General features: G+C 72.6%; 15 protein-coding genes. 6 read left to right on the top strand and 9 right to left on the bottom strand.

The features are described from left to right. Nucleotides 1-64: 64 nt before the first annotated feature. Complete coding sequence (locus QRX60_RS31225) at nt 65-670, bottom strand: hypothetical protein (RefSeq protein WP_285995010.1); 606 nt, start codon at nt 668-670, stop codon at nt 65-67. Here QRX60_RS31225 and QRX60_RS31220 point away from each other — a divergent pair. The 3 genes from QRX60_RS31220 to QRX60_RS31210 are packed head-to-tail and all read left to right on the top strand — an operon-like array spanning nt 660 to nt 2548. Beyond that, entirely contained in the window at nt 660-998 is a 339-nt protein-coding gene (locus QRX60_RS31220; RefSeq protein ID WP_285995009.1) for a YciI family protein, read from the top strand. The two genes, QRX60_RS31225 and QRX60_RS31220, sit on opposite strands and share 11 nt — an antisense overlap. Nucleotides 999-1001: 3 nt before the next feature. Beyond that, entirely contained in the window at nt 1002-1316 is a 315-nt protein-coding gene (locus QRX60_RS31215) for a YciI family protein (protein WP_285995008.1), read from the top strand. Continuing rightward, nucleotides 1313-2548 carry an RNA polymerase sigma factor gene (locus tag QRX60_RS31210; RefSeq protein ID WP_285995007.1) on the top strand — a complete coding sequence of 412 codons (1236 nt, stop codon included), beginning with the start codon at nt 1313-1315 and terminating at the stop codon, nt 2546-2548. Before QRX60_RS31215 ends, QRX60_RS31210 begins: the two co-directional genes overlap by 4 nt. A gap of 10 nt (nt 2549-2558) precedes the next feature. On the opposite strand, the gene QRX60_RS31205 is transcribed toward QRX60_RS31210, so the two are convergent. Further along, nucleotides 2559-4958, bottom strand: a complete 2400-nt coding sequence (locus QRX60_RS31205; RefSeq protein WP_285995006.1) for a glycoside hydrolase family 32 protein — start codon at nt 4956-4958, stop codon at nt 2559-2561. 650 nt (nt 4959-5608) lie between these two features. Between QRX60_RS31205 and QRX60_RS31200 the strand changes: the two genes are divergently transcribed. Together QRX60_RS31200 and QRX60_RS31195 are read left to right on the top strand one after the other, a co-directional pair. Continuing rightward, nucleotides 5609-6778, top strand: coding sequence for a C2 family cysteine protease (locus QRX60_RS31200; protein WP_285995005.1), 1170 nt, complete (start codon nt 5609-5611; stop codon nt 6776-6778). 74 nt (nt 6779-6852) lie between these two features. Continuing rightward, nucleotides 6853-7371 (top strand): flavodoxin domain-containing protein, encoded by a 519-nt coding sequence (locus tag QRX60_RS31195; protein ID WP_285995004.1) that lies wholly within the window; start codon nt 6853-6855, stop codon nt 7369-7371. Nucleotides 7372-7444: 73 nt separating this feature from the next. Here QRX60_RS31195 and QRX60_RS31190 read toward each other — a convergent pair whose 3' ends face one another. From QRX60_RS31190 to QRX60_RS31165, 6 genes are all read right to left on the bottom strand, one after another. Then, nucleotides 7445-8584 (bottom strand): nitroreductase/quinone reductase family protein, encoded by a 1140-nt coding sequence (locus tag QRX60_RS31190; protein ID WP_285995003.1) that lies wholly within the window; start codon nt 8582-8584, stop codon nt 7445-7447. Between the two features lie 199 nt (nt 8585-8783). After that, nucleotides 8784-10133 (bottom strand): wax ester/triacylglycerol synthase domain-containing protein, encoded by a 1350-nt coding sequence (locus QRX60_RS31185; RefSeq protein ID WP_285995002.1) that lies wholly within the window; start codon nt 10131-10133, stop codon nt 8784-8786. Between the two features lie 4 nt (nt 10134-10137). Continuing rightward, a complete protein-coding gene (locus QRX60_RS31180) occupies nt 10138-10887 on the bottom strand; it encodes an ABC transporter permease (RefSeq protein ID WP_285995001.1) in 750 nt (249 codons plus the stop codon). Continuing rightward, nucleotides 10887-11804, bottom strand: coding sequence for an ABC transporter ATP-binding protein (locus tag QRX60_RS31175; protein WP_285995000.1), 918 nt, complete (start codon nt 11802-11804; stop codon nt 10887-10889). The genes QRX60_RS31180 and QRX60_RS31175 overlap by 1 nt, the downstream gene beginning before the upstream one ends. A gap of 139 nt (nt 11805-11943) precedes the next feature. Next, nucleotides 11944-14199, bottom strand: a complete 2256-nt coding sequence (locus QRX60_RS31170) for a protein kinase domain-containing protein (RefSeq protein ID WP_285994999.1) — start codon at nt 14197-14199, stop codon at nt 11944-11946. A 146-nt stretch (nt 14200-14345) separates the two neighbouring features. Continuing rightward, nucleotides 14346-15662 (bottom strand): outer membrane protein assembly factor BamB family protein, encoded by a 1317-nt coding sequence (locus QRX60_RS31165; protein WP_285994998.1) that lies wholly within the window; start codon nt 15660-15662, stop codon nt 14346-14348. Nucleotides 15663-15933: 271 nt separating this feature from the next. On the opposite strand from QRX60_RS31165, the gene QRX60_RS31160 reads away from it, so the two are divergent. Beyond that, a complete protein-coding gene (locus tag QRX60_RS31160) occupies nt 15934-16467 on the top strand; it encodes a hypothetical protein (protein ID WP_285994997.1) in 534 nt (177 codons plus the stop codon). 104 nt (nt 16468-16571) lie between these two features. Here QRX60_RS31160 and QRX60_RS31155 read toward each other — a convergent pair whose 3' ends face one another. Continuing rightward, nucleotides 16572-18017, bottom strand: a complete 1446-nt coding sequence (locus tag QRX60_RS31155; RefSeq protein WP_285994996.1) for a nitronate monooxygenase — start codon at nt 18015-18017, stop codon at nt 16572-16574. Between the last annotated feature and the right edge of the window lie 201 nt (nt 18018-18218).

Genomic DNA, 18218 nt, shown 5'->3' with positions numbered 1-18218 from the left:
CCGTGCCCGGCTTCACCCGGATGGCAGGACGCGGTATGCATCCTCGATCGAGACCCTCCGGCGCCTACGGGCGGCTTGTTTCGCCGGTGTCTTCGGTCCCTTCGTCGTCGGGGGGCGCAAGTCCTCGATCCAGGGCGTGGGTCGAGGTGATCTCGGGCTCCACCGACGGTGGAGCAAGTCCTCGGTCCAAGGGCGATGCTTCGGCGGGGCGGCCCGTGGGCTCGTCTGCCTCAGGCGTACCGGTGCTGCCCGCCCTCGGGGCTTCCTCATCGATCGTCATCGTCCGGGCATACCCGTTTTCCCGGGCGCTACCCGAACCACGCGTGCGCGACGGCCTGATCCGCCCGGGTTCTTCGAGAGCCGGCCCTCGCATTCGCCCCGGCGCGAGCCATCGGCGACGGGTCCACCGGGCGGCCAGCCGGCCGAGGCGCTCCTCCGCCAGGCGGCGGTCCCGCTCGTTCTGGTGGGTGGCGATCCACAGTTGTCCGGCCGGGCCGATCGGGATCATGGCAGCTCCTCTGTCACGGGTCTTCGCCCGGACGACGCCGCGCTTCGCCCGGATCGACAGGTCGCCGGAAAAACTTCTCGGGCCGCTGTCGATTCCGGGCCGCGGCGGCGTCGAGTGGGTGAGAAGCTGCACCGGACGATCAGGAGGAGCCTTGCGGTACATGCTGATGATCTGCGACGACGGCGCGGAGCTGTTCAGCCCGCCCGAGATCGACGCCCAGCCCGCGTTCGTCGCGTGGCTGCGAGACGTCGAAGCCCGTGGCGCCCGCCGCGCCGGGACGCTTCTCCGGCCGCCGGCCGAAGCCGTCACCGTGCGGGTGCGCGGCGGAAAGCGGCTGACGTCGGACGGCCCGTTCGCCGAGACGAAGGAGTGGATCGCCGGCTGCGAGGTCGTCGAATGCGAAGACCTGGACGAAGCCATCGCGATCGCGTCCACGCACCCCGCCGCCGGGCGGTTCCCCATCGAGATCCGGCCGTTCGGGGAGGACTGAGCGATGAAGTTCCTGATGTGGGTGTGCGTCGACCCCGAACTGGTCGGCACCGCGGAAGACAAGCCGCAGGACTGGGTCGCCGAGGCCGGCGAACGCCGCCTCGAAGGCCACCGGCTGCGGCCGGTCTCCGACGCGACGACGCTGTGGCCGCGGGACGGCGGCACGTTCGTCTCGGACGGTCCCTTCGCCGAGACGAAGGAGCAGATCGCCGGGTACGACATCCTCGAATGCGCCGATCTGGCCGAAGCGATCGACGTCGCCGCGGCGCACCCGGTCGCGCGGTTCGGCGCGATCGAACTGCGCCCGGTGTGGGGGTGACCGACCCCGTCCGCGCGGCTGTCGACGAGGCGTTCCGCACCGAGTGGGGCCACGTCGTCGCCACCCTGATCCGGGTCACCGGCGACTGGGACCTGGCCGAGGAGTGCGCCCAGGAGGCGTTCGCCAAGGCGCTGGCCAGCTGGCCCCGGGACGGCGTGCCGCGCCGCCCCGGGGCGTGGCTGACGACGGCCGCCCGCAACCGGGCTCTGGACAAGCTGCGGCGCGGCGCCGCCGAGGAGACCCGGCTGCGGGGCCTCGCCCTCACGGCCGCGGACGACGACGAGGCGCCGGAGCCGGACGACGTCCCCGACGACCGGCTGCGGCTGATGTTCACCTGCTGCCACCCGGCCCTGCCGTTGGAGGCGCAGGTGGCGCTGACGCTGCGGACCCTCGCCGGGCTGACGACGCCGGAGATCGCCCGCGCTTTCCTGGTGCCCGAAGCGACGATGGCGCAGCGGATCGTGCGCGCCAAGCGGAAGATCCGCAACGCGCGCATCCCCTACCGCGTCCCGCCGGCCGAGCTGCTGCCCGAACGGACGTCAGGGGTGCTCGGCGTGCTCTACCTGCTGTTCAACGAGGGTTATGCGGCCAGCGCCGGAGCCGACCTGGTCCGCCAGTCCCTGACGGCCGAGGCGATCCGGCTCGCGCGCGTCGTCGCCGGGCTGCTCCCGGCCGCACCGGAAGCGGGCGGGCTGCTGGCGCTGATGCTGTTCCACGACGCCCGCCGCGCGACCCGCACCGACGACGCCGGCGACCTGGTCACCCTCGCCGACCAGGACCGCACCCGCTGGGACCGCACGCTGATCGACGAGGGCGTCCGGGTGCTGGACGAGGCGCTGGCCCTCGGCAGGCCGGGCCCGTACCAGCTGCAGGCGGCGATCGCCGCCTGCCACGCGACGGCCGCGCGCGCCGAAGACACGGACTGGGCCCGGATCGCCCGGTTGTACGAGCTGGTGGCGCGGCTGAACCCGTCCCCCGTGGTCGAGCTGAACCGAGCGGTGGCGGTGGCCATGGCCGACGGCCCCGCGGCGGGCCTCGCCCTGGTCGACGGCCTCGCCGAGGGCGGGAACCTGGCCGGCTACCACCTGCTCCCGGCGACGCGCGCGGACTTCCTCCGCCGCTTGGGCCGGGACGAGGAAGCGGTGGCGGCGTACCGGGCGGCGCTGGACCTGGCTCCGACCGGTGCGGAACGCCGGTATCTCGCCCGGCGGATCGGAGAACTGGACCCGTGACGACCGGCGGTCAGGTGATCGTGAGGTTCTGGGCTTTCGCGTTGCCGGCGTAGGCGTCGAGGCCGAACCGGCCGGCGGGGTAGGTGGTGTCGGCCGCGTCGATGACCGGAGTGGCGCCGTGGTCGAACCACACCCGGATCCGCGAGCCGGCCGTCTGCACCTTCAAGTGGTAGGTGCGGCCTTCCACGACCGGCGCGGCGTACGTCGCGATGTCGCGGCCGGGCCGCCAGAGCTTGACCAGGCCGTCGGTGTCGATGTTCGCCGTGTAGCCGGCGCCGTCGGCGGCGGCCCGGAACGTCAGGCCGGCCGCCGCGCCGTTGGTGACGGACACGTCGCCTTCGTAGGTGAAGTCGGTGCCTTCGCGGTCACTGAGGTAGAAGCCGTCCCCGGCCGAGCTGGCGCGCACGCCGTCCGGAGTCGTGGTCCACGTGCCGCCCACCGCCGTCCACGGGCCGGAGGTGAACGAGGTGAACCCGGCGGGTCCCGTGTTCAGGTTCTGCACGGTCGCCGAACCCTGGTACGCGTTCGCCCCGAACCGGCCCGACGCGTAGCCGTCGTCGGTCGCATCGATGACCGGGGCGGTGCCGTGGTTCAGCCAGACCTGGATGCGGGGACCGGTCGTCCGGACCCGGAGGTGGTAGGTGGTGTCCGCGGCGATGGGCGTCGGGTACGTCGCGATGTCGCGGCCGGGCCGCCAGAGCTTGACCACCCCGCTCGTGTCGACGTTCGCCGTGTAGCCGGCGCCGTCGGCGGTCGCCCGGAACGTCAGCCCGGCCGCTCGCGCGGTGCCCAGCCGGACGTCGCCCTGGTATTCGGCGTCGCCCGCGGTGCTCGCGCTCAGGTAGAAGCCGTCGCCGGTGACCTGCGCCTGCTTGCCCGCCCCGACGTCGGTCCACGAGCCGCCCGCCGCATGCCACGGGCCCGCGAGGGTGCTCTCCAGCGTCGGCTGTGCGGTGCCCCAGCTCGTGCTCAGCCGGGTGAACGTCGCGTTCTTCACCCGCACCTGCCCGCCGGTCGCGAAGAGCCGGATGCCCTGGCTGACCGCGGCGGAGTCGAAGTTCACGTTGTCGGCGACGGAGAACAGCCCGTCACCGCTGAAGATCTCCAGCTGACCGCGGTCCACCAGCAGGCGCAGGCTGACCTCGCCGCCGGTGGGCGGCAACGGCTTGCCGTCCAGGGTGCCCGCCGCACGGTCGTAGACCACGGTGCGGTCGGCGGAGCCGTCGCCGCGGCTGTGCAGCGCGAAGCCGAACTGGCCGGCGGTGGCACTCGCGACGTCGAAGGTCGCGGTGATTTCGTAGGTGTCGGCGAGGATCCCGGCGAAGGGATCGTGCCCGTCGCGCACGGTTTCGTTCCGCCAGGTCCGGCTGTCGGCGCGCAGCGAGCCGAGCTCGGCGACCGGGGTCCGGGTGATCCGGGGGCCGTCGGGGGTGTCCACGAGGCCGAGCGCGACCGGGAACGTGGCGTTGCCGGTCCACGAGCTGCCGCGGTTGCCGCCCTGCCAGGCCATCTGGACCATTCGCCCGTCCGGCGCGCCGGTGAAGGTTTCGGCCGCGTAGAACGTGCCCCCGGCGTAGGTGGTGCCGAGGTTCATCTTCTTCGGCTGCGGCCGCTCGGTGCGGAAGGTGGTGCCGTCGAAGGTGCCGACCACGTACTCCCCCGTCGCCGAGGTGAGCACCCACCGCCGGTCGCCGGCCAGTGGCAGCGGGAACAGGTCCGGGCACTCGAACAGCCAGTCCGCCGCGTACCGGCTGCCGAAGGTCCAGTGCAGCAGGTCCGGCGAGGTGTAGACGTCGACGCCGTTGCCGCCCCGGTTCGACCAGACGACCATCACCCACTGCCCCCGCGCGTCGTCGCGGATCACCTTCGGGTCCCGGCTCTCCTCCGGGATCTCGATCTGCTTGCGCCCCTTGTCGTAGGCCTGGAAGCTGCGGCCGTTGTCGTTGCTGACGAAGATGCTGACGCCGTTGGTGCCGGAGAAGACCACGATCGGGTCGAGCGGGCCGGTCTTGAGTCCCGAGGTGTTGTCGCGGTCGACGACCCCGCCACCGGAGAACAGGGTGCCGGGGTGCACGCCCGGCTCCAGCGCGATCGGCTTCTGCGTCCAGTGCACCAGGTCCGGGCTCGTGGCGTGGCCCCAGTGCATCGTGTCCCACTCGAGCCCGTGGGGATTGTGCTGGTAGAAGAAGTGGTAGAGACCATTGGCGAACACCAGCCCGTTGGGGTCGTTCATCCACCCGGACTGCGAGCTGAAGTGGAACTGCCCCCGGAACGGCTCCTGGTAGGTGGTCGCCGGGTACGGGAACTCCGGGTACTCCCAGGCGGTTCCCGCCGTCGCGGGGACGACGGGCCCGAGAAGTGCCGAGGCGGTCAGGAGAACGACGAGTAACACCCGGGCGCTGCGAACCACCTGGCCATCCCTTCCCCGGCGGCATTGCCTCACTCGACGGTCGCACAGCGCGGAGCCGGTCACAACGCCCGGCCGGACAAGCATCAGGACAAGATCCCGGACGACGTCGCTCCGGAGGTGGCCCGCGAAGCCGGGGTCGCACGGATCTCGTGGCCGTCCGCGACACCGGCCCTCCCCGCGACGGACCTTTTGCCCGGATCCGCCGACGTTGGCCCCCTGCCCCGGGGACCTTGGTCCCTAGCCGTAGCCATGGTGGCAGCGAACTCTGGGAGCGCTCCCAATCTCATCGAAGCGAGGGGCCGTGGCGGCCGGCGACAGGAAACCACCAGAGGGGAACCCCGGGGACGAGGTACTGGCGAGGACGGATTCCGAGCCGGGCCGGACCCCTCGAGCGGCGACATCTTCCCGCCGGTCCCGCGGCCGGAGCGAGCGCTGCGAGCGCGGCCTCGCCGTCCGCGGTCGATCCCCGTCGTGGAAGGTCCGCTTGCGGGAGAGCACCGGATCCGGCATCGGCCGGACGGCTCTCCCCTTGCCACCTGCGCGCAGCGACACATCTCCGCCTGCCTGAGCCCGGCTGAGGATCGGGCGCGCAAAAAGAAGAGAGACCGGCATTCCGAGCCGGTCGAACCAGGGGAAGAGGGGAACGAGACATGACTGAATCCATGGTCGGCTTGGCGAACCCCTACGCACTCGCCGAACTGGCACTCGGCAGGAAAGTGAGATGGTCCGCGGTCCTGGACCACGAAGCGTTCGTCGCGAAGACGCTGGGCGTCTCGATCGACCGGTTGTGCCGGCCGGTTCCGGGCAACATGCTCGTCAGCGGGGCCGCGGACGTCCGGGAGGCGCTGGCCGAAACCCGCGAAGCGGCCACGGGACGGGAGAAGACCTTCAGCTCGCTGGCGCGGGGGCCCGTCGAGGAGATGCTGACGAAGATCTCCCCCGCGGCCCGGTCCAGGATCGTCGGCGCGCTGGCCGGCGGCCGGCGCGACGACCGGCCGGGCTACACCCCGGACGGCGCCGAGTGGGCCGACCCCGGCGATTTCTTCGAAGAAGCGGGCGAGTTCTTCGATCCGGTCCAAGGCGGGCTGGGCGACTGCTACTTCATCGCCGCGCTGTCCGCGGTCGCGTGGGCACGGCCGTACGTCATCGCGAACCGCCCGCGGGTGACCGGCCCGCAGCAGCAGGACTTCGTCGACCACATCGACTTCTACTCCGGCGGGCTCAAGGCGATCGAGGTTTCGGAGCGGATGCCGCTCGTCCAGGGCAGCCACGCCTGGATCTACGCCCGGTCCTCGGAGCCCGGCGAAATCTGGCCGGCCGTCTACGAGAAGGCCTACGCCAAGTGGAAGACGGGCGACGCCACCGATGAGCCCGACTACGGCCCGATCGCCGGTGGCTGGCCGGTGATCGCGACCACGGAACTGACCGGCCTGCCGGGGCAGACCACGACCTGTGGGGACGTCAGCGCGGACGACATCTGGGCCACCGTCCGCTCCCACTCCCTGTCCTGCCGCACGTTCAACCCGATGACCGCGTGGACCTGGTGCCAGACGCCGACCCCGGTCGACTACTCGGACACGGGCATCTACGCCTACCACGCCTACACGATCCTGGGCTGGGCGTACGTCAACGGCACCAAGTACATCGTGCTGCGCAACCCGTGGGGGGACAACGGCCCGGTCGTCGACGGCCTGCCGGGGAGCTGGCTGGCGTACGACCAGAGCTTCTGGCGGAACGTACCGCTGAACTCGGGCGGCGTCTTCGCGATCCCCGCCGGCACCTTCAAGAAGTACTACTGGCAGTTCGGCTGGGCGAAGTAACCCGGTGGTCCCCCGGTGGCCGGCACGCCGGTCACCGAGGGACCCCCTCGACCACGAGTGTCCGGAGGTGGGTCATGGACGTCCTGGTGGCGTACGCGACCAAGAACGGCTCGACGCGAGAGGTCGCCGAGGCGATCGCCGCGGCACTTCACGAACACGCCGCAGGCGTCGAGCTGCGCCCGGCGAGCCAGGCCCGGGAATCACCGGCCGGCCGCGACCTCGTCGTGCTGGGCGGTGCGCTGTACTCCGGACGCTGGCACCGCGACGCCCACCGGTTCCTCAAGCGGCACCGCCGGGAGCTCACCGCCGGTGTGCCGCTCGCGGTGTTCGGGATGGGGCCGCGTACCGGTGACGAGGAGGCCTGGCGGCGCTCCCGCGCCCAGCTCGACCGGGCGCTGGCCAAACGAAGCTGGGTGAACCCGGTCGCCGTCGCCGTGTTCGGCGGCGTCGATCCACCGGGGCGGACGAAGCGGGAACGACGGGACATGCGGGACTGGGACGCCATCCGGGACTGGGCTCGCCAGGTGCTCGAGCAGGCACGGAGGCGAGCGGAGCCGGGTGGTCCTCCGCGTTCGCGACCCGCCGACGGGTGACCGGCGGCGGTCGCGTCCGACCGCCGCCGCACCCGTCAGGACCGCGGCGGACCCGCCGCCCGGGTCCGGCTCATCAGGATTCGGCCTGCCGGGCCACGACGCGGAAGACCGGAATGTCCGGGGCGATCCGGGCGAACTCCTCGATCGGTGCCCGGCGGTCGACCGGGATGTGGGCACGGCCTCCCGGCGCGCAGGCCAGGTAGCGGCGCAGCACCGGTGCGCGCAGCTCCACGGGCACCTCTTCGAGGTGAACGTCCTCGGCGGTCCCGTGCCGCAGCACCACGTCCCCGTGTGCCGCGCGGACGTTGCGCACCCACTGGGCGTCCGCGCCGAGCATCGCCACGAGATAGCGCTCGCCCTCGTGGTCGGCCACCACCAGCGGGACCGTGACGAGCTTGCCCGAGCGCCGGCCGGGCACCTCCAGGGTGACCAGCCGGTGCGGCAGCACACCGGCCGAATACGCCAGGGCCGCGCCCCGGTTCAGCACCCGGGCCACCGGATGGGGCCGGCCGCCGCGGTAGAGCCACCGTTCCCACCGGTGGATCGGGTTCGCCGCCGGTGCCTCCTCCGTGCGGCTCGCGCCCACGGATTCGGCGTCCTCGCGGATCCTGGCCAGGGTGGCCCGCATGACGATCCGCACGAACGGCCGCACGAACGACCAGTAGCGCGAGAACCGGCGCGCCGAGGCGGGGTCGTCCGTGGCGGTGCGCGCCTCGTAGGAGACCAGGGTGCGGCCGGTGCCGTACGGACGCAGGGAGAACCCCGCCGCGATCCGGCCCCAGCCCGGCTCGGTGAACCCGGCGAACTGCTCGGGCGTCATCCCCGTCACGTCGTACCACTCGATGTCCGGTTGCCAGAACCGCCCGATCGCGCCGAGCACGACCTCCTGTCCGGGGGCTTCCCCCAGCGACAGCCAGCCCGGCAGTCCGGTGCCCGGGCCGAAGAGCTTCAGCTCGGCGGGCTGCTCGGCGGGCCCGGCCCGCCCGAACCGCCGGGCCACCCCGGCGGGGACGCCCCGCACGAACATCGCCGCGTCCATCAGGGGCGTGTGCACCCGCGTCAGATCGAGATCACGGACAGCCTGCCAGGTCCGGCCGACCTCGGCTTCGACGACGACGTGCTCGATCAGCGTCACGTCGAACTCCGGCAGGAACCGGTCGATCAGCAGGTCCGCGCCGGCAAGTCCGGGCGCGCGGTCGGTGGAAGTGGTCATGACGTCACCTTTCGTCGTCAGAACGGGAACCCCGGGCTCGGCGGGCGGAACGGATACCGGCGCGCACGAGAGTCACCAGCCGGACGAGTGCCTTGACAGCCACCGTGACCTCCGCTCCCCCGCCACGATGATCCGGCCGGCACCCCGTCGCCGGCAGAGGCTTAGGTCCGCGGGAACAGGGCCGAAAGAGCGTCGCCGGCTACGCCTGGTCCGCACCGGCCACCAGGGCCAGTTCGGCGCGCAGGCCGTCGGCCAGCGTGCCGAGGTCCGGGAAGTGGTCCCGGTCCGCGACCACCGAAACGGCCAGCGTGCCGGCGTAGGAGAGCACCTCGAAGAAGACCGTCATGTTCCCGCCGTCGCCCACCCCGACCGGGATCGCCGAAGCGATCGGGACGCCCCCGAAGGTGACCGGCACGGCGGGCCCGCGCACGTGGCTGACCAGCGTGTGCATCCGGCGCTGGTGGTTCATGTACCACCGGTAGCCGCCGAGTGCCGCCAGCAACCGGAACCCCGCACCCAGCACGGCGATCGGGGGCGGCCCGGTCGCGGCCGCCTTGTTCGCCCGGACCTCGGCCGCGACCCGCTGGAGCCGCCCGGCCACGTCGCCGGTGCCGGGGACCGCCACGAGCATCGGGCTGACCATGTTGCCGAGCGCGGCACCGCTGTCCGCGCGGCGGCCCGACACCGGCACGGTGATCACGAACGTGTCGACGAGCTCGCCTCTCGCCGCCAGCAGCCGGTGCAGCGCTCCGGCCACCGCGACCAGGACGGCGTCGTTCGCCGACGCGCCGAGCCGGTGCGCGGCCGACCTGAGGGTCCCGAGGTCGGCCCGGACGACCGCCAGCCGATGGTGCCGCCCGGTCGGCCGGACCAGCGAGCACGGGGTCGCCCGCGGTGGGTGCAGACCACCGCCGGCGGCCAGGGAGGTCCGCAGCGCCCGGACGGCCTGCCGGCCCCGGCGCAGGGCGCGCAGCCTGCCCAGGAAAGCCTCTCGGACCAGGGCTCCTGCTGTGGGCCGGGGCCGCGGAAAGGGCATCCCGGGTGCCCCGGCGCCCCCGTCCACCAGGGTGCCCAGGACCGCGAGACCACCGACGCCGTCCGCGAGGACGTGGTGCAGCACGATCACCACCGCGGCTTCCCCGCCGGCCAGACCGGTCACCAGCACCACCGACCACAACGGCGCGTCCCGCCGCAGCGGCGTTTCGACCAGCGACACGGCGGTCTCCAGCAGCGCCTGCTCGTCCCCCGGTGCGGGGCACTCCACCGCGCGGACGTGGTGGCGGATGTCGAAGCCGTCGTCGTCGACCCAGATCGGCCCACCACCCCCGAACGGTGTCCGGACGAGCAGCCGGCGCAGCCGCGGGACGGCCGGGACGCGCTCGGCGATCAGCTTCCGGACCCGCGCCAGGTCGAACCCGCTGTCCGGGCCGAACCGCAGGATCACGCCGAACTGCTCCGGCACGTCGGCGGTGTCCATGGCGAGGAACGCGCGATCGGTGGCACTCGCGCGGTCGACGGCCGGCGGCGGGGCGTTGCTGGTCCGGGTCATCGCGCTAGTCCCGCCGGCGCAGGGCCATGGCCGACAAGGCGGCGCAGACGACGAGAAGGGCGAACAGGACCAGCATCTGCGTCCAGTTCACGCCGTGGCCGAGCCACGGATCCTGGATCGCCACCCGCAACGGCTTCAGCGGCGTGAAGTCGCCGATGCGGCGCAGCACCGGGCCGAGCACCTCGGGCGGCGGGCCGGCACCGGAGATCATCATCATGAGGAACCACAGCAGCACCCCGATCCCCTGGGCCGCCCGGGCAGTGGGCAGGACCGCGCCGAGCAGCACGCCGATGGCGGCGAAGGTCAGCGTGCCGAGGACGACCGCGAGGCCCACGCCCCACCAGGAGGCCGGCCAGTGCACGTGGAAACTCAGCCGGGCCAGGATCAGCAGCAGCGCGCTGCCGGCCAGCACCGCGGCGAACAGCACGGCCAGCTGCGCGACGAGGATCGCGTACGCCGGCATGCGGGCCGCCTGGAACCGGCGCAGCACCCCGCGTTCACGGTAGGAGGCCAGGTGCACCGGGAGCCCGATGACCCCGAGGGAGACGATCACGAGGCCGATGTAGGCCGGTGTGTAGTAGTCGACCGGGCCGGCGCCGCCGTAGACGCGGCCGGCCGGGTCCGGGGCGTTGCCGAACACCTGGGCCAGCACGTAGAGCACCAGCGGCGGCAGGGCGAGCGTGAACACGACGGTGATCGGCTCGCGCAGGAAGAGCTTGAGCTCGACCCAGGACAGCGTGCGGGTGCCGGCCATCACGCCCGCGCCTTCCTGGCACCGGCGACCAGCTCGAGGTAGACGTCCTCGAGGCCGGGCTGCCGTACCTGCAGCTCCGCGTCGGCCGCCCCGTGCGTGGACAGGAAGTGCCCGAGCGCGGTCAACGACCGGCCGGTTCCCCGCACCTCCACGAGCCCGTCTCCCACGGACACCCCGCTGACGCCCGGCAACCGCCGCAGCGCGTCGAGCCCGGCCGGCTTCGGCACCGGGAATCGCACCGAGATCCCGCCGCCGTGCCGCGTGATCAGGCCGGCAGGCGTATCGATGTCGATCACCCGCCCGTCGACCAGCACGGCCACCCGGTCGCACAACCGCTCGACTTCGTCCATGAAGTGCGTGACCAGCACGATCGTCGCCCCCTTCCGGCGGGCCTGCCCGATCAGCCGCCACGCCTCACGCCGCGCTCCGGGATCCAGCCCGGTGGTCATTTCGTCGAGGAAGACCAGCCGCGGGCGGGTCACCAGCGCCAACGCCACGAACAAGCGCTGCTTCTGGCCGCCGGACAGGCTCGCGAAGGAGGCCCGCCGCTTGTCCGCCAGCCCCCACTGCTCCAGGAGTTCGGTTTCGTCGACCGGTTCGGGGGCGAGCGAAGCGAACAGGTGCAGTGCTTCCCCGACCCGGATCCGGTCCGGCAACGTGGAGTCCTGCAGCTGCGTACCCACCAGCCGGGCCATCCGGCCGGGCTGGTCGTGCGGGTCGACACCGAAGATCCGCACCCGGCCCGAGTCCGGGCGGCGCAGGCCCTGCACGCACTCCGCGGTCGTCGTCTTCCCGGAGCCGTTCGGCCCGACCAGGCCGAAGATCTCGCCCTCGGCGACCTCGAAGCCGACCCCGTCCACGGCGAGGACCCGTCCATAGCGCTTGGACAGGCCGTCGACGAGCAAGGCAGGGGTCACCGCTCCAGGCTGCGCCGGGAAGGCCCCTCGCCCTAGGGTCCTGGGTCACGGCCGGCGGGGGACCATGGACACTGTCCGGCCCGTCCCGTTGCCCGCGGCGGCCGGTCCCGCTGAAGCCGGTCACGCCGGCCGGGCGCGGTCAGTGCGGCCGGGAGAGATCCCCGGGCCGGAAGGCTTTCACCGTATCGGTGACGGGCTTGTCGAGCTCCGCCTTGTGGGCGGCCGGGTAGACCCAGCGCAGCCCGGCCGTCGAACCGGTCCCGATGGACTCGTGCTCGTAGAAGATCCGGCCGTCGCCCTGGTAGCCGGAAGCCGTGTACCCGTCGGCGTCGGCGGAGCGCAAAGTCACCCGGCCGCCGTCCCCTTCCACCGAAGCGACCAGCTGGGCCAGCTGATCCGCCGGGCGGCGGCCTCCCGAATTGGTTCCCCACACCGTCATCGTCGCGTCGAGATCGGCGTTGGTGAACCGCATCCCCTCGCCGTTCTCCGGGGTCCACGACGACGCGGTGTAGCCCGGCGGCACCTGCGTGGTGAACCCGAAGCGGGAGTTCGTGTACGTGCCTCCCTGCCCCGAGGTCGACGGTGGTGGTGCCGGAGAGGTGGCCGGCGGCGCCGCCCGGCCCAGCATCGTCAGGAACTTCGGCTGCAGCAGGTCGTCGAGTTCGCCGTACGGCAGCGCCACGGTCTCGTTGCCCGCCGCCGAGGCGCAGCCCAGGTCGTACCACAGGATCTCGAACTCGGCCCCGGTGCCGGTGACCCCGAACGTCGCGGCCGGCACGTGCTCGCCGCCGCCGGGCCGCTCCGCGGCGTCCATGCTGACCTGTCGCTCCGGGTACCCGACGACCGTGGGCACGGTGCAGAAACCGTTCTTCGTGTGCGGCGCCAGCCGCCGGGTCAGCGTCCGCATGCCGGCGGCCGTCAGGACCTCGGGCCGGAACACGTCGGCGGGGCCCAGCACCTGCCCCGTGGTGAGGTCGACGGAGAGCGCTTCGGGGAACCGCCAGGTGGTGTGCCCCAGCACGTCCGAGTCGAGGCCGTGCTCGTACCGCACGGAAAGCAGACGCGGCGTCTGCAGCAGGACCCGTGCGGACGTGTGCATCGCGGGTGTTTCGCCCTCCTGCCGGATCTGCTCGAGCGTGCTCGGGTCGGCGACCGTGTCCCGCACCGACTTCAGCCGTTTGTCGACCGGCGCCCGCAGCGCGTCGTTGATCCGCTGCCGGACCGCCGCGTCCGGACCGCCGGAGACCTGCGGGTACTGGAGTTCGTAGCTGACCGGCAGCGCCTGGTCCCGTCCGGACAGGGTCTGCACGGCGACCGACAGCGCCGCGGGCGGGGCGGGCGGGTCGTCCCCGCCCTGGAAGACCACCAGCCCGCCGGCGACCAGCCCGCCGGCGATCGCGACCGCGGCGGCGACCTTGCCCACCATCGCCGCGGTCACCCCCGTCCCGGTGCCCGCGGCCGTCACGCCGGCCCCGGCGCCGGCCGCCGCGACCGGCGCGGCCGCGGTGCCGGCGGCCGTCAGGAGCGCCAGCGGGGTCAGCGCCGTCAGCGCCGCGGCCGAGGTGGCCAGCCGCTTCCAGCCGCGCTTCTCCCAGTTCTTCCCGTAGGCCTCGCGGGCGACGGCTTCCAGTTCGGCCACGAAGGCGTCCGCCGTCGCCGGCCGCCACGCCGGGTCCTTCGCCATGCCCCGCGCAATCAGCGGGCGCAGCGCCTCGGGCACCACTTCCAGCGGCACCGGCGCCGCCCCGTGCAGGGCGCGCAGCTGCTCGCTCGTGTCCGCCTCGAACGGCCGGTGCCCGGTGATGCACTGGTAGAACACGCACGTGGCCGCGTACACGTCGGTGGCGGGCAGGCCGGGCCGCCCGGCCCACTGCTCCGGCGCCATGTAGGCCGGGGAACCGGCGGTCAGTCCGTTGTGTCCGTCCAAAGTGGCCAGTCCGAAGTCGACCAGCTTCGACTCGCCCTCCCGCGACACCAGCACGTTCCCCGGCTTGTAGTCCCGGTGGACCACGCCGACCGCGTGCGCGTCGGCGAGGCCGAGCAGTGAGCCCTTCAGGATCGCCAGCGCCGCCTCGGGTGCCAGGACGTTCTCCGCCACCAGCAACGCGCGCAGCGACACGCCGGGCACCGCCTCCATGACCAGCGCGGCACCCTGCGGCGTCTCGACGAAGTCGAAAAGCCGGACCACGTGCCGGCTCCGCACGCCGGACAGCAGCCACGCCTCCCGCCGGAAGCCGTCCACGATCCGCGCGTCGCCGAGGAAGTCGGCGCGCAGGTACTTGATCGCCGCCATCTTCCCCGAGGCCTCGTGCTTGGCCAGCACGACCCGCCCGAATCCGCCGGTGCCGAGCACGTCCACTTCGGCGTACCCGGGCACGTGCCAGGTGTCGTTCATCCCCGCTGCTTTCCCCTCGCCGTGTCTCGCGGAGGACCTCCGGAGTCGTGACTTTCGTCTTCGGGCTGTGGATCCGAACGAGCCGGCGCGGCCGGCGCCGCGGTCTCGCCGTCGCGGGCGAAGCACACCCCCCGCTCGGCGTTCGATCACTTCTTGACCGGGTACGCCACGGGCATGCCGCGCTGCTTGTCGACGGTGATCCCGGCGTACTTGCTGACCAGGACCGGGGCCGCACCGACGTCGTCCACCGACAGGTCCTTGCCCGTCTTGGCGTCCAGCACGATCGGCCGGCCCCCTTGGGTGACGCCGTAGAGGGCGCCGTGCCACACGGCGGTGAGGACGGGGGCCACCCGGTTGCTCGCCTGGTCGGGCAGGGCCCAGAGTTTCCCGGCGGTCTTGGCGTCGTAGCCGGTCAGCACGCCGCTCGACTGGCACACGAGCACGGACTGCTCGTCGTAGAAGCAGTCGCCGTAGGGCAGGCTGCCGAACTCCTTCTCGCCCTCGAGCTTCAGCTTCTCCGCGCCGGTGGCGGGGTCGAGGAACAGCAGGGACGAGTCACCGCTGCCGTAGTCGGTCCGGGTGAGCACGACCAGCGCCGGGTCGGCGGGGATCAGGGTGAGGCCGGAGGACTTCGCGGCACCGACCCATTTCTGCTGTCCGGTGACCAGGTCGAGGGCGGTGGCCTGGGTCATCGAGGAGTTCTCGGCCACGTTGTAGTCGGTGCCGACGAGGATGTCGCCGTGGACGCTGCCGGCGTCGTAGTCCTTGCGCTCCCAGAGGGTCCGGCCGCTCGCGGGGTCGAGCGCGACCGTCACGTGTTCCTCGTCCTGGCGGCTGTAGCGGGCGATGACGGCCTTGCCGGTGACGGCGACGACCTGGGTGACGGCGTTGCCGGCGTCGGCGTACTGGCTGTCGGACACCTGGATGTCGGCCTGCCAGGTCTTGGTGCCCTTCTCCGGGTCGGCGGCGACCACCGACAGCGCGATGGCGGCCGGGGTGGTGCCCTTTTCCGGGATGACGACCGGGACGGCGGCGACGGCGAGCCCGCCGGCGACGGCCGGCGGGCGCGGCCCGGTGGTGTTGACGAACGGCCCGCTCTGGTTGTTCGGGTCGCCGGGTTGACGCTCGACCGGGACGGTCCACTTCTGCTTGCCGGTCAGCACGTCCACCGCGTTCATCGAGGTGGGGGTGACGACGTAGCCGGTGCGGTCGCGCAAGGTGAGGAACGTCGAGGTGACGTTCCCGGCTGCGTTGGCGCGCAACGCACCGTCGGGCAGTGCGACGGCGGCGCCGGCGTCGAAGGCCGTGGGCGGGTCGGCGGTCTCGGCCGCGGGCTCGGCGGACGTCGGCGGCTGCGCGGCGGACCCCGTTCCGCTCGACGCCGGCATCGGATGGCCGTCGGTCCCGCCGCAGCCGGCGGCCGTGACCGCCAGGCACGTCACGATGACCAGAGTTCGCCGCATTCGCCTGCACCTTCCCCCGAGTGGTTTTCGCCCCGATCGGGACCACGGGCTGCACCTTAACGGAGGGGCGACCATGCGCGTAGCAGTTCACACAAAAGTGTCACTGTTTCCTGTTCACGACGTCACATCAGGCCACTGTGGACAAATGTGGAGTGGCCGATTCGCGGACAGTGGCCGGTTCCGGCCAATCCGGCCCGGGGTCCGCGGTTCGGTCCACCGCCCCGCTCGCCGTCGCTTATGCTGCGGCCGTTTCCCGATCGAAGGGTGTTCCATGTCCGCTCGCGCACTACCGTTCCTGGCCACGGGCGCGGTCCTGCTGATCGCCGGCTGTTCGGGTGGGGGAAGCGACGCGGCGGCACCGGCGTCGTCGAGCACCGCCGCGGCACCGACCTCCGCCGCGCCGTCGCCGTCCCCCACGACGACAGAGCAACCCCCGGCCACGCCCCGGTCCACCCCGGTGAAGCAGGCCGCCGGGGCGGTCGAACGGTACGAGACCTATCTGCACGCGGTGGGCGAAGAAGACGTCACGACGGCCTGCGAGATCGCCGCGCCCGCCGCCAAGAAGGCGGAAGACGAAGGCTTCGGGCCGTGCGAGAAGACACTCCCGATCTCGTTCCGGATGTTCTCCGCCGGGGAGCGGAAAGCACTGCTGAGCGCGACCGTGGACCGGGGTCGCGTCACCGAGGGCCCGACGAAGGTCGAGATCCCCGCCAAGGCGGTCCGGGCCGCCGTCAAGTTCACCGAAAGCGACCTGGGCGACGCCGTCCTGGAACTCCGCGACGGCAAGTGGTACATCACCGACTGAGCGCTGTCCTCATCGGACGGCCACTGTGGACACTGACTCGGGGTCGCGTTCGGCTGACGGTGGTCGGGCCGGGCGCGGCCCCGATCACCGCATGAGCCGCGCGCTCAGTCGCCGAGCAGGTAGGTGACGACGTCCTGGGCGGTGTAGGTGCGTTCGCCGGCGGGCACGCGGGCGAGGAGGTCTCGAACCGCCGTGTAGTCGACGCCCGTCGTGACGATCGCGGGCTCGCGGTAGCCACCGGGACGTTGCTGGGCGAAGCCGGCGGTGGCCAGCAGCGCGTTGCACAGGCAGCGCCGGCCGACGGTGTTCGCCAGTCGTCCGCCGTGGCGTTCGTAGACCGCCGTCGGTTCGGACGGGCACCGGTAGCCGATCGTGCCGTCGGGCTTGCGGTAGGCGGAACGCAGCACGCCGAGATCGCAGACACGCTGCCGGTCGGCATAGACCTGCTCGTCGGAGAGGGTGCCCGCCAACTGCGCGACCTTGAACGGGAAACCGGTCGGTGAATCGCGGCCGTCGGTGCGGACGTCGACCTGTCCCCGGGCCGCCTGCTCGAGCAGGCGGTACTTGTAGTCGTCGTCCATGCCCGACTCACGGCACAGGGCGAACGCGGTGCCGACCTGCACACCGGCCGCGCCGCCGGCCACCGCACGGGCGAGGCCGGCCGGAGTGCCGTACGAACCCGCCATCCAGAACGGCAGGCCGATGCCGGCCATCTCCCGCGGCTCCACGACGTCCCGGTCGTCGTAGCGCGGTTGCCCCAACTCGTCGAGTCGACGTGGTCCGCGGGGCGGCGCGTTGTGACCGCCGGCGGTGTAGCCCTCGACCACGAATCCGTCCGGCCGGGTGGCGGGATCGCCGGCCAGCCCGGTGGCGAGGTCGACCGAGGCCACGATCGCGTCGAAGCGGGGCCGGCGCAGTTCCGGCCGGTCTTCGATGGCCAGGTCACGCGGGTCGAAGTGGACGGCGAAGTCACCGTCGGCCGAGGTGGCGCCCTGGACCCGGACCGGCAGCGAGACCGGCTCGTGGCGGGCCAGGCGGCTCAGGATCAGGGGCAGGTCGGCGGGGTTGCCGGCCCCCATCAGCACGTGGTCGACCCCCGCGAGCATCGCGCCGTAGCAGGCGAACGGGATCGGCAGTTCGATCTTGCGCAGGTAGTTGATCCCGATCAGCCCGTCGTGGTTCTCCTTGGCCAGGAACACCTCGACGAAGTTCGCCGCGACGGTCAGCTCCCGCAGCGCGTTCGCCGGGTTCAGGGTGAACCGCGGCACCGGGCGGTACCCGGCCGCCGGGGCCTTGCCGGCCGGCACGTAGAAGGTGCGCAGGATCCGCTCGGCGGCTCCCGGCAGCGGGAACCGCTCCAGCGCACGGCGGACGTGGCCGCCGGGATCGCCTTGCTGCAGCCGGCGCGCGCACACGATCTCGAGAGCCGTGCCCGACACGACCCCCAGCTGGCCGGTCCGGGACACCGCCCTGGCCAGCGGCCAGGACGAGATCGCCACCCCCATGCCGCCCTGGATGATCCGAGGCGTGCCGGAATCGTCGGTACTCACGTTCGGTCTCCTCACCTGACAGCCGTGAAGGTGACCGTGGACAGCCCTGAACGCTGCCCGTCCTGGTCGCCCGGTTCTCACCGTGACGAACCCGTCCTGTCCCCGGCAGGGCCGAACGACACCGGACACCGGGACCTCCGTCGCGCTCTCGAGATCGGTATCGAGGAAGGCGAAAACGGCACTGCTGATCATCAGCCGCGT

The organism is Amycolatopsis mongoliensis, assembly GCF_030285665.1.
GTDB lineage: Bacteria > Actinomycetota > Actinomycetes > Mycobacteriales > Pseudonocardiaceae > Amycolatopsis > Amycolatopsis mongoliensis.
The sequence above is the reverse complement of the archived record's forward strand: the minus strand, read 5'-3'. Positions and strand labels throughout refer to the sequence as shown.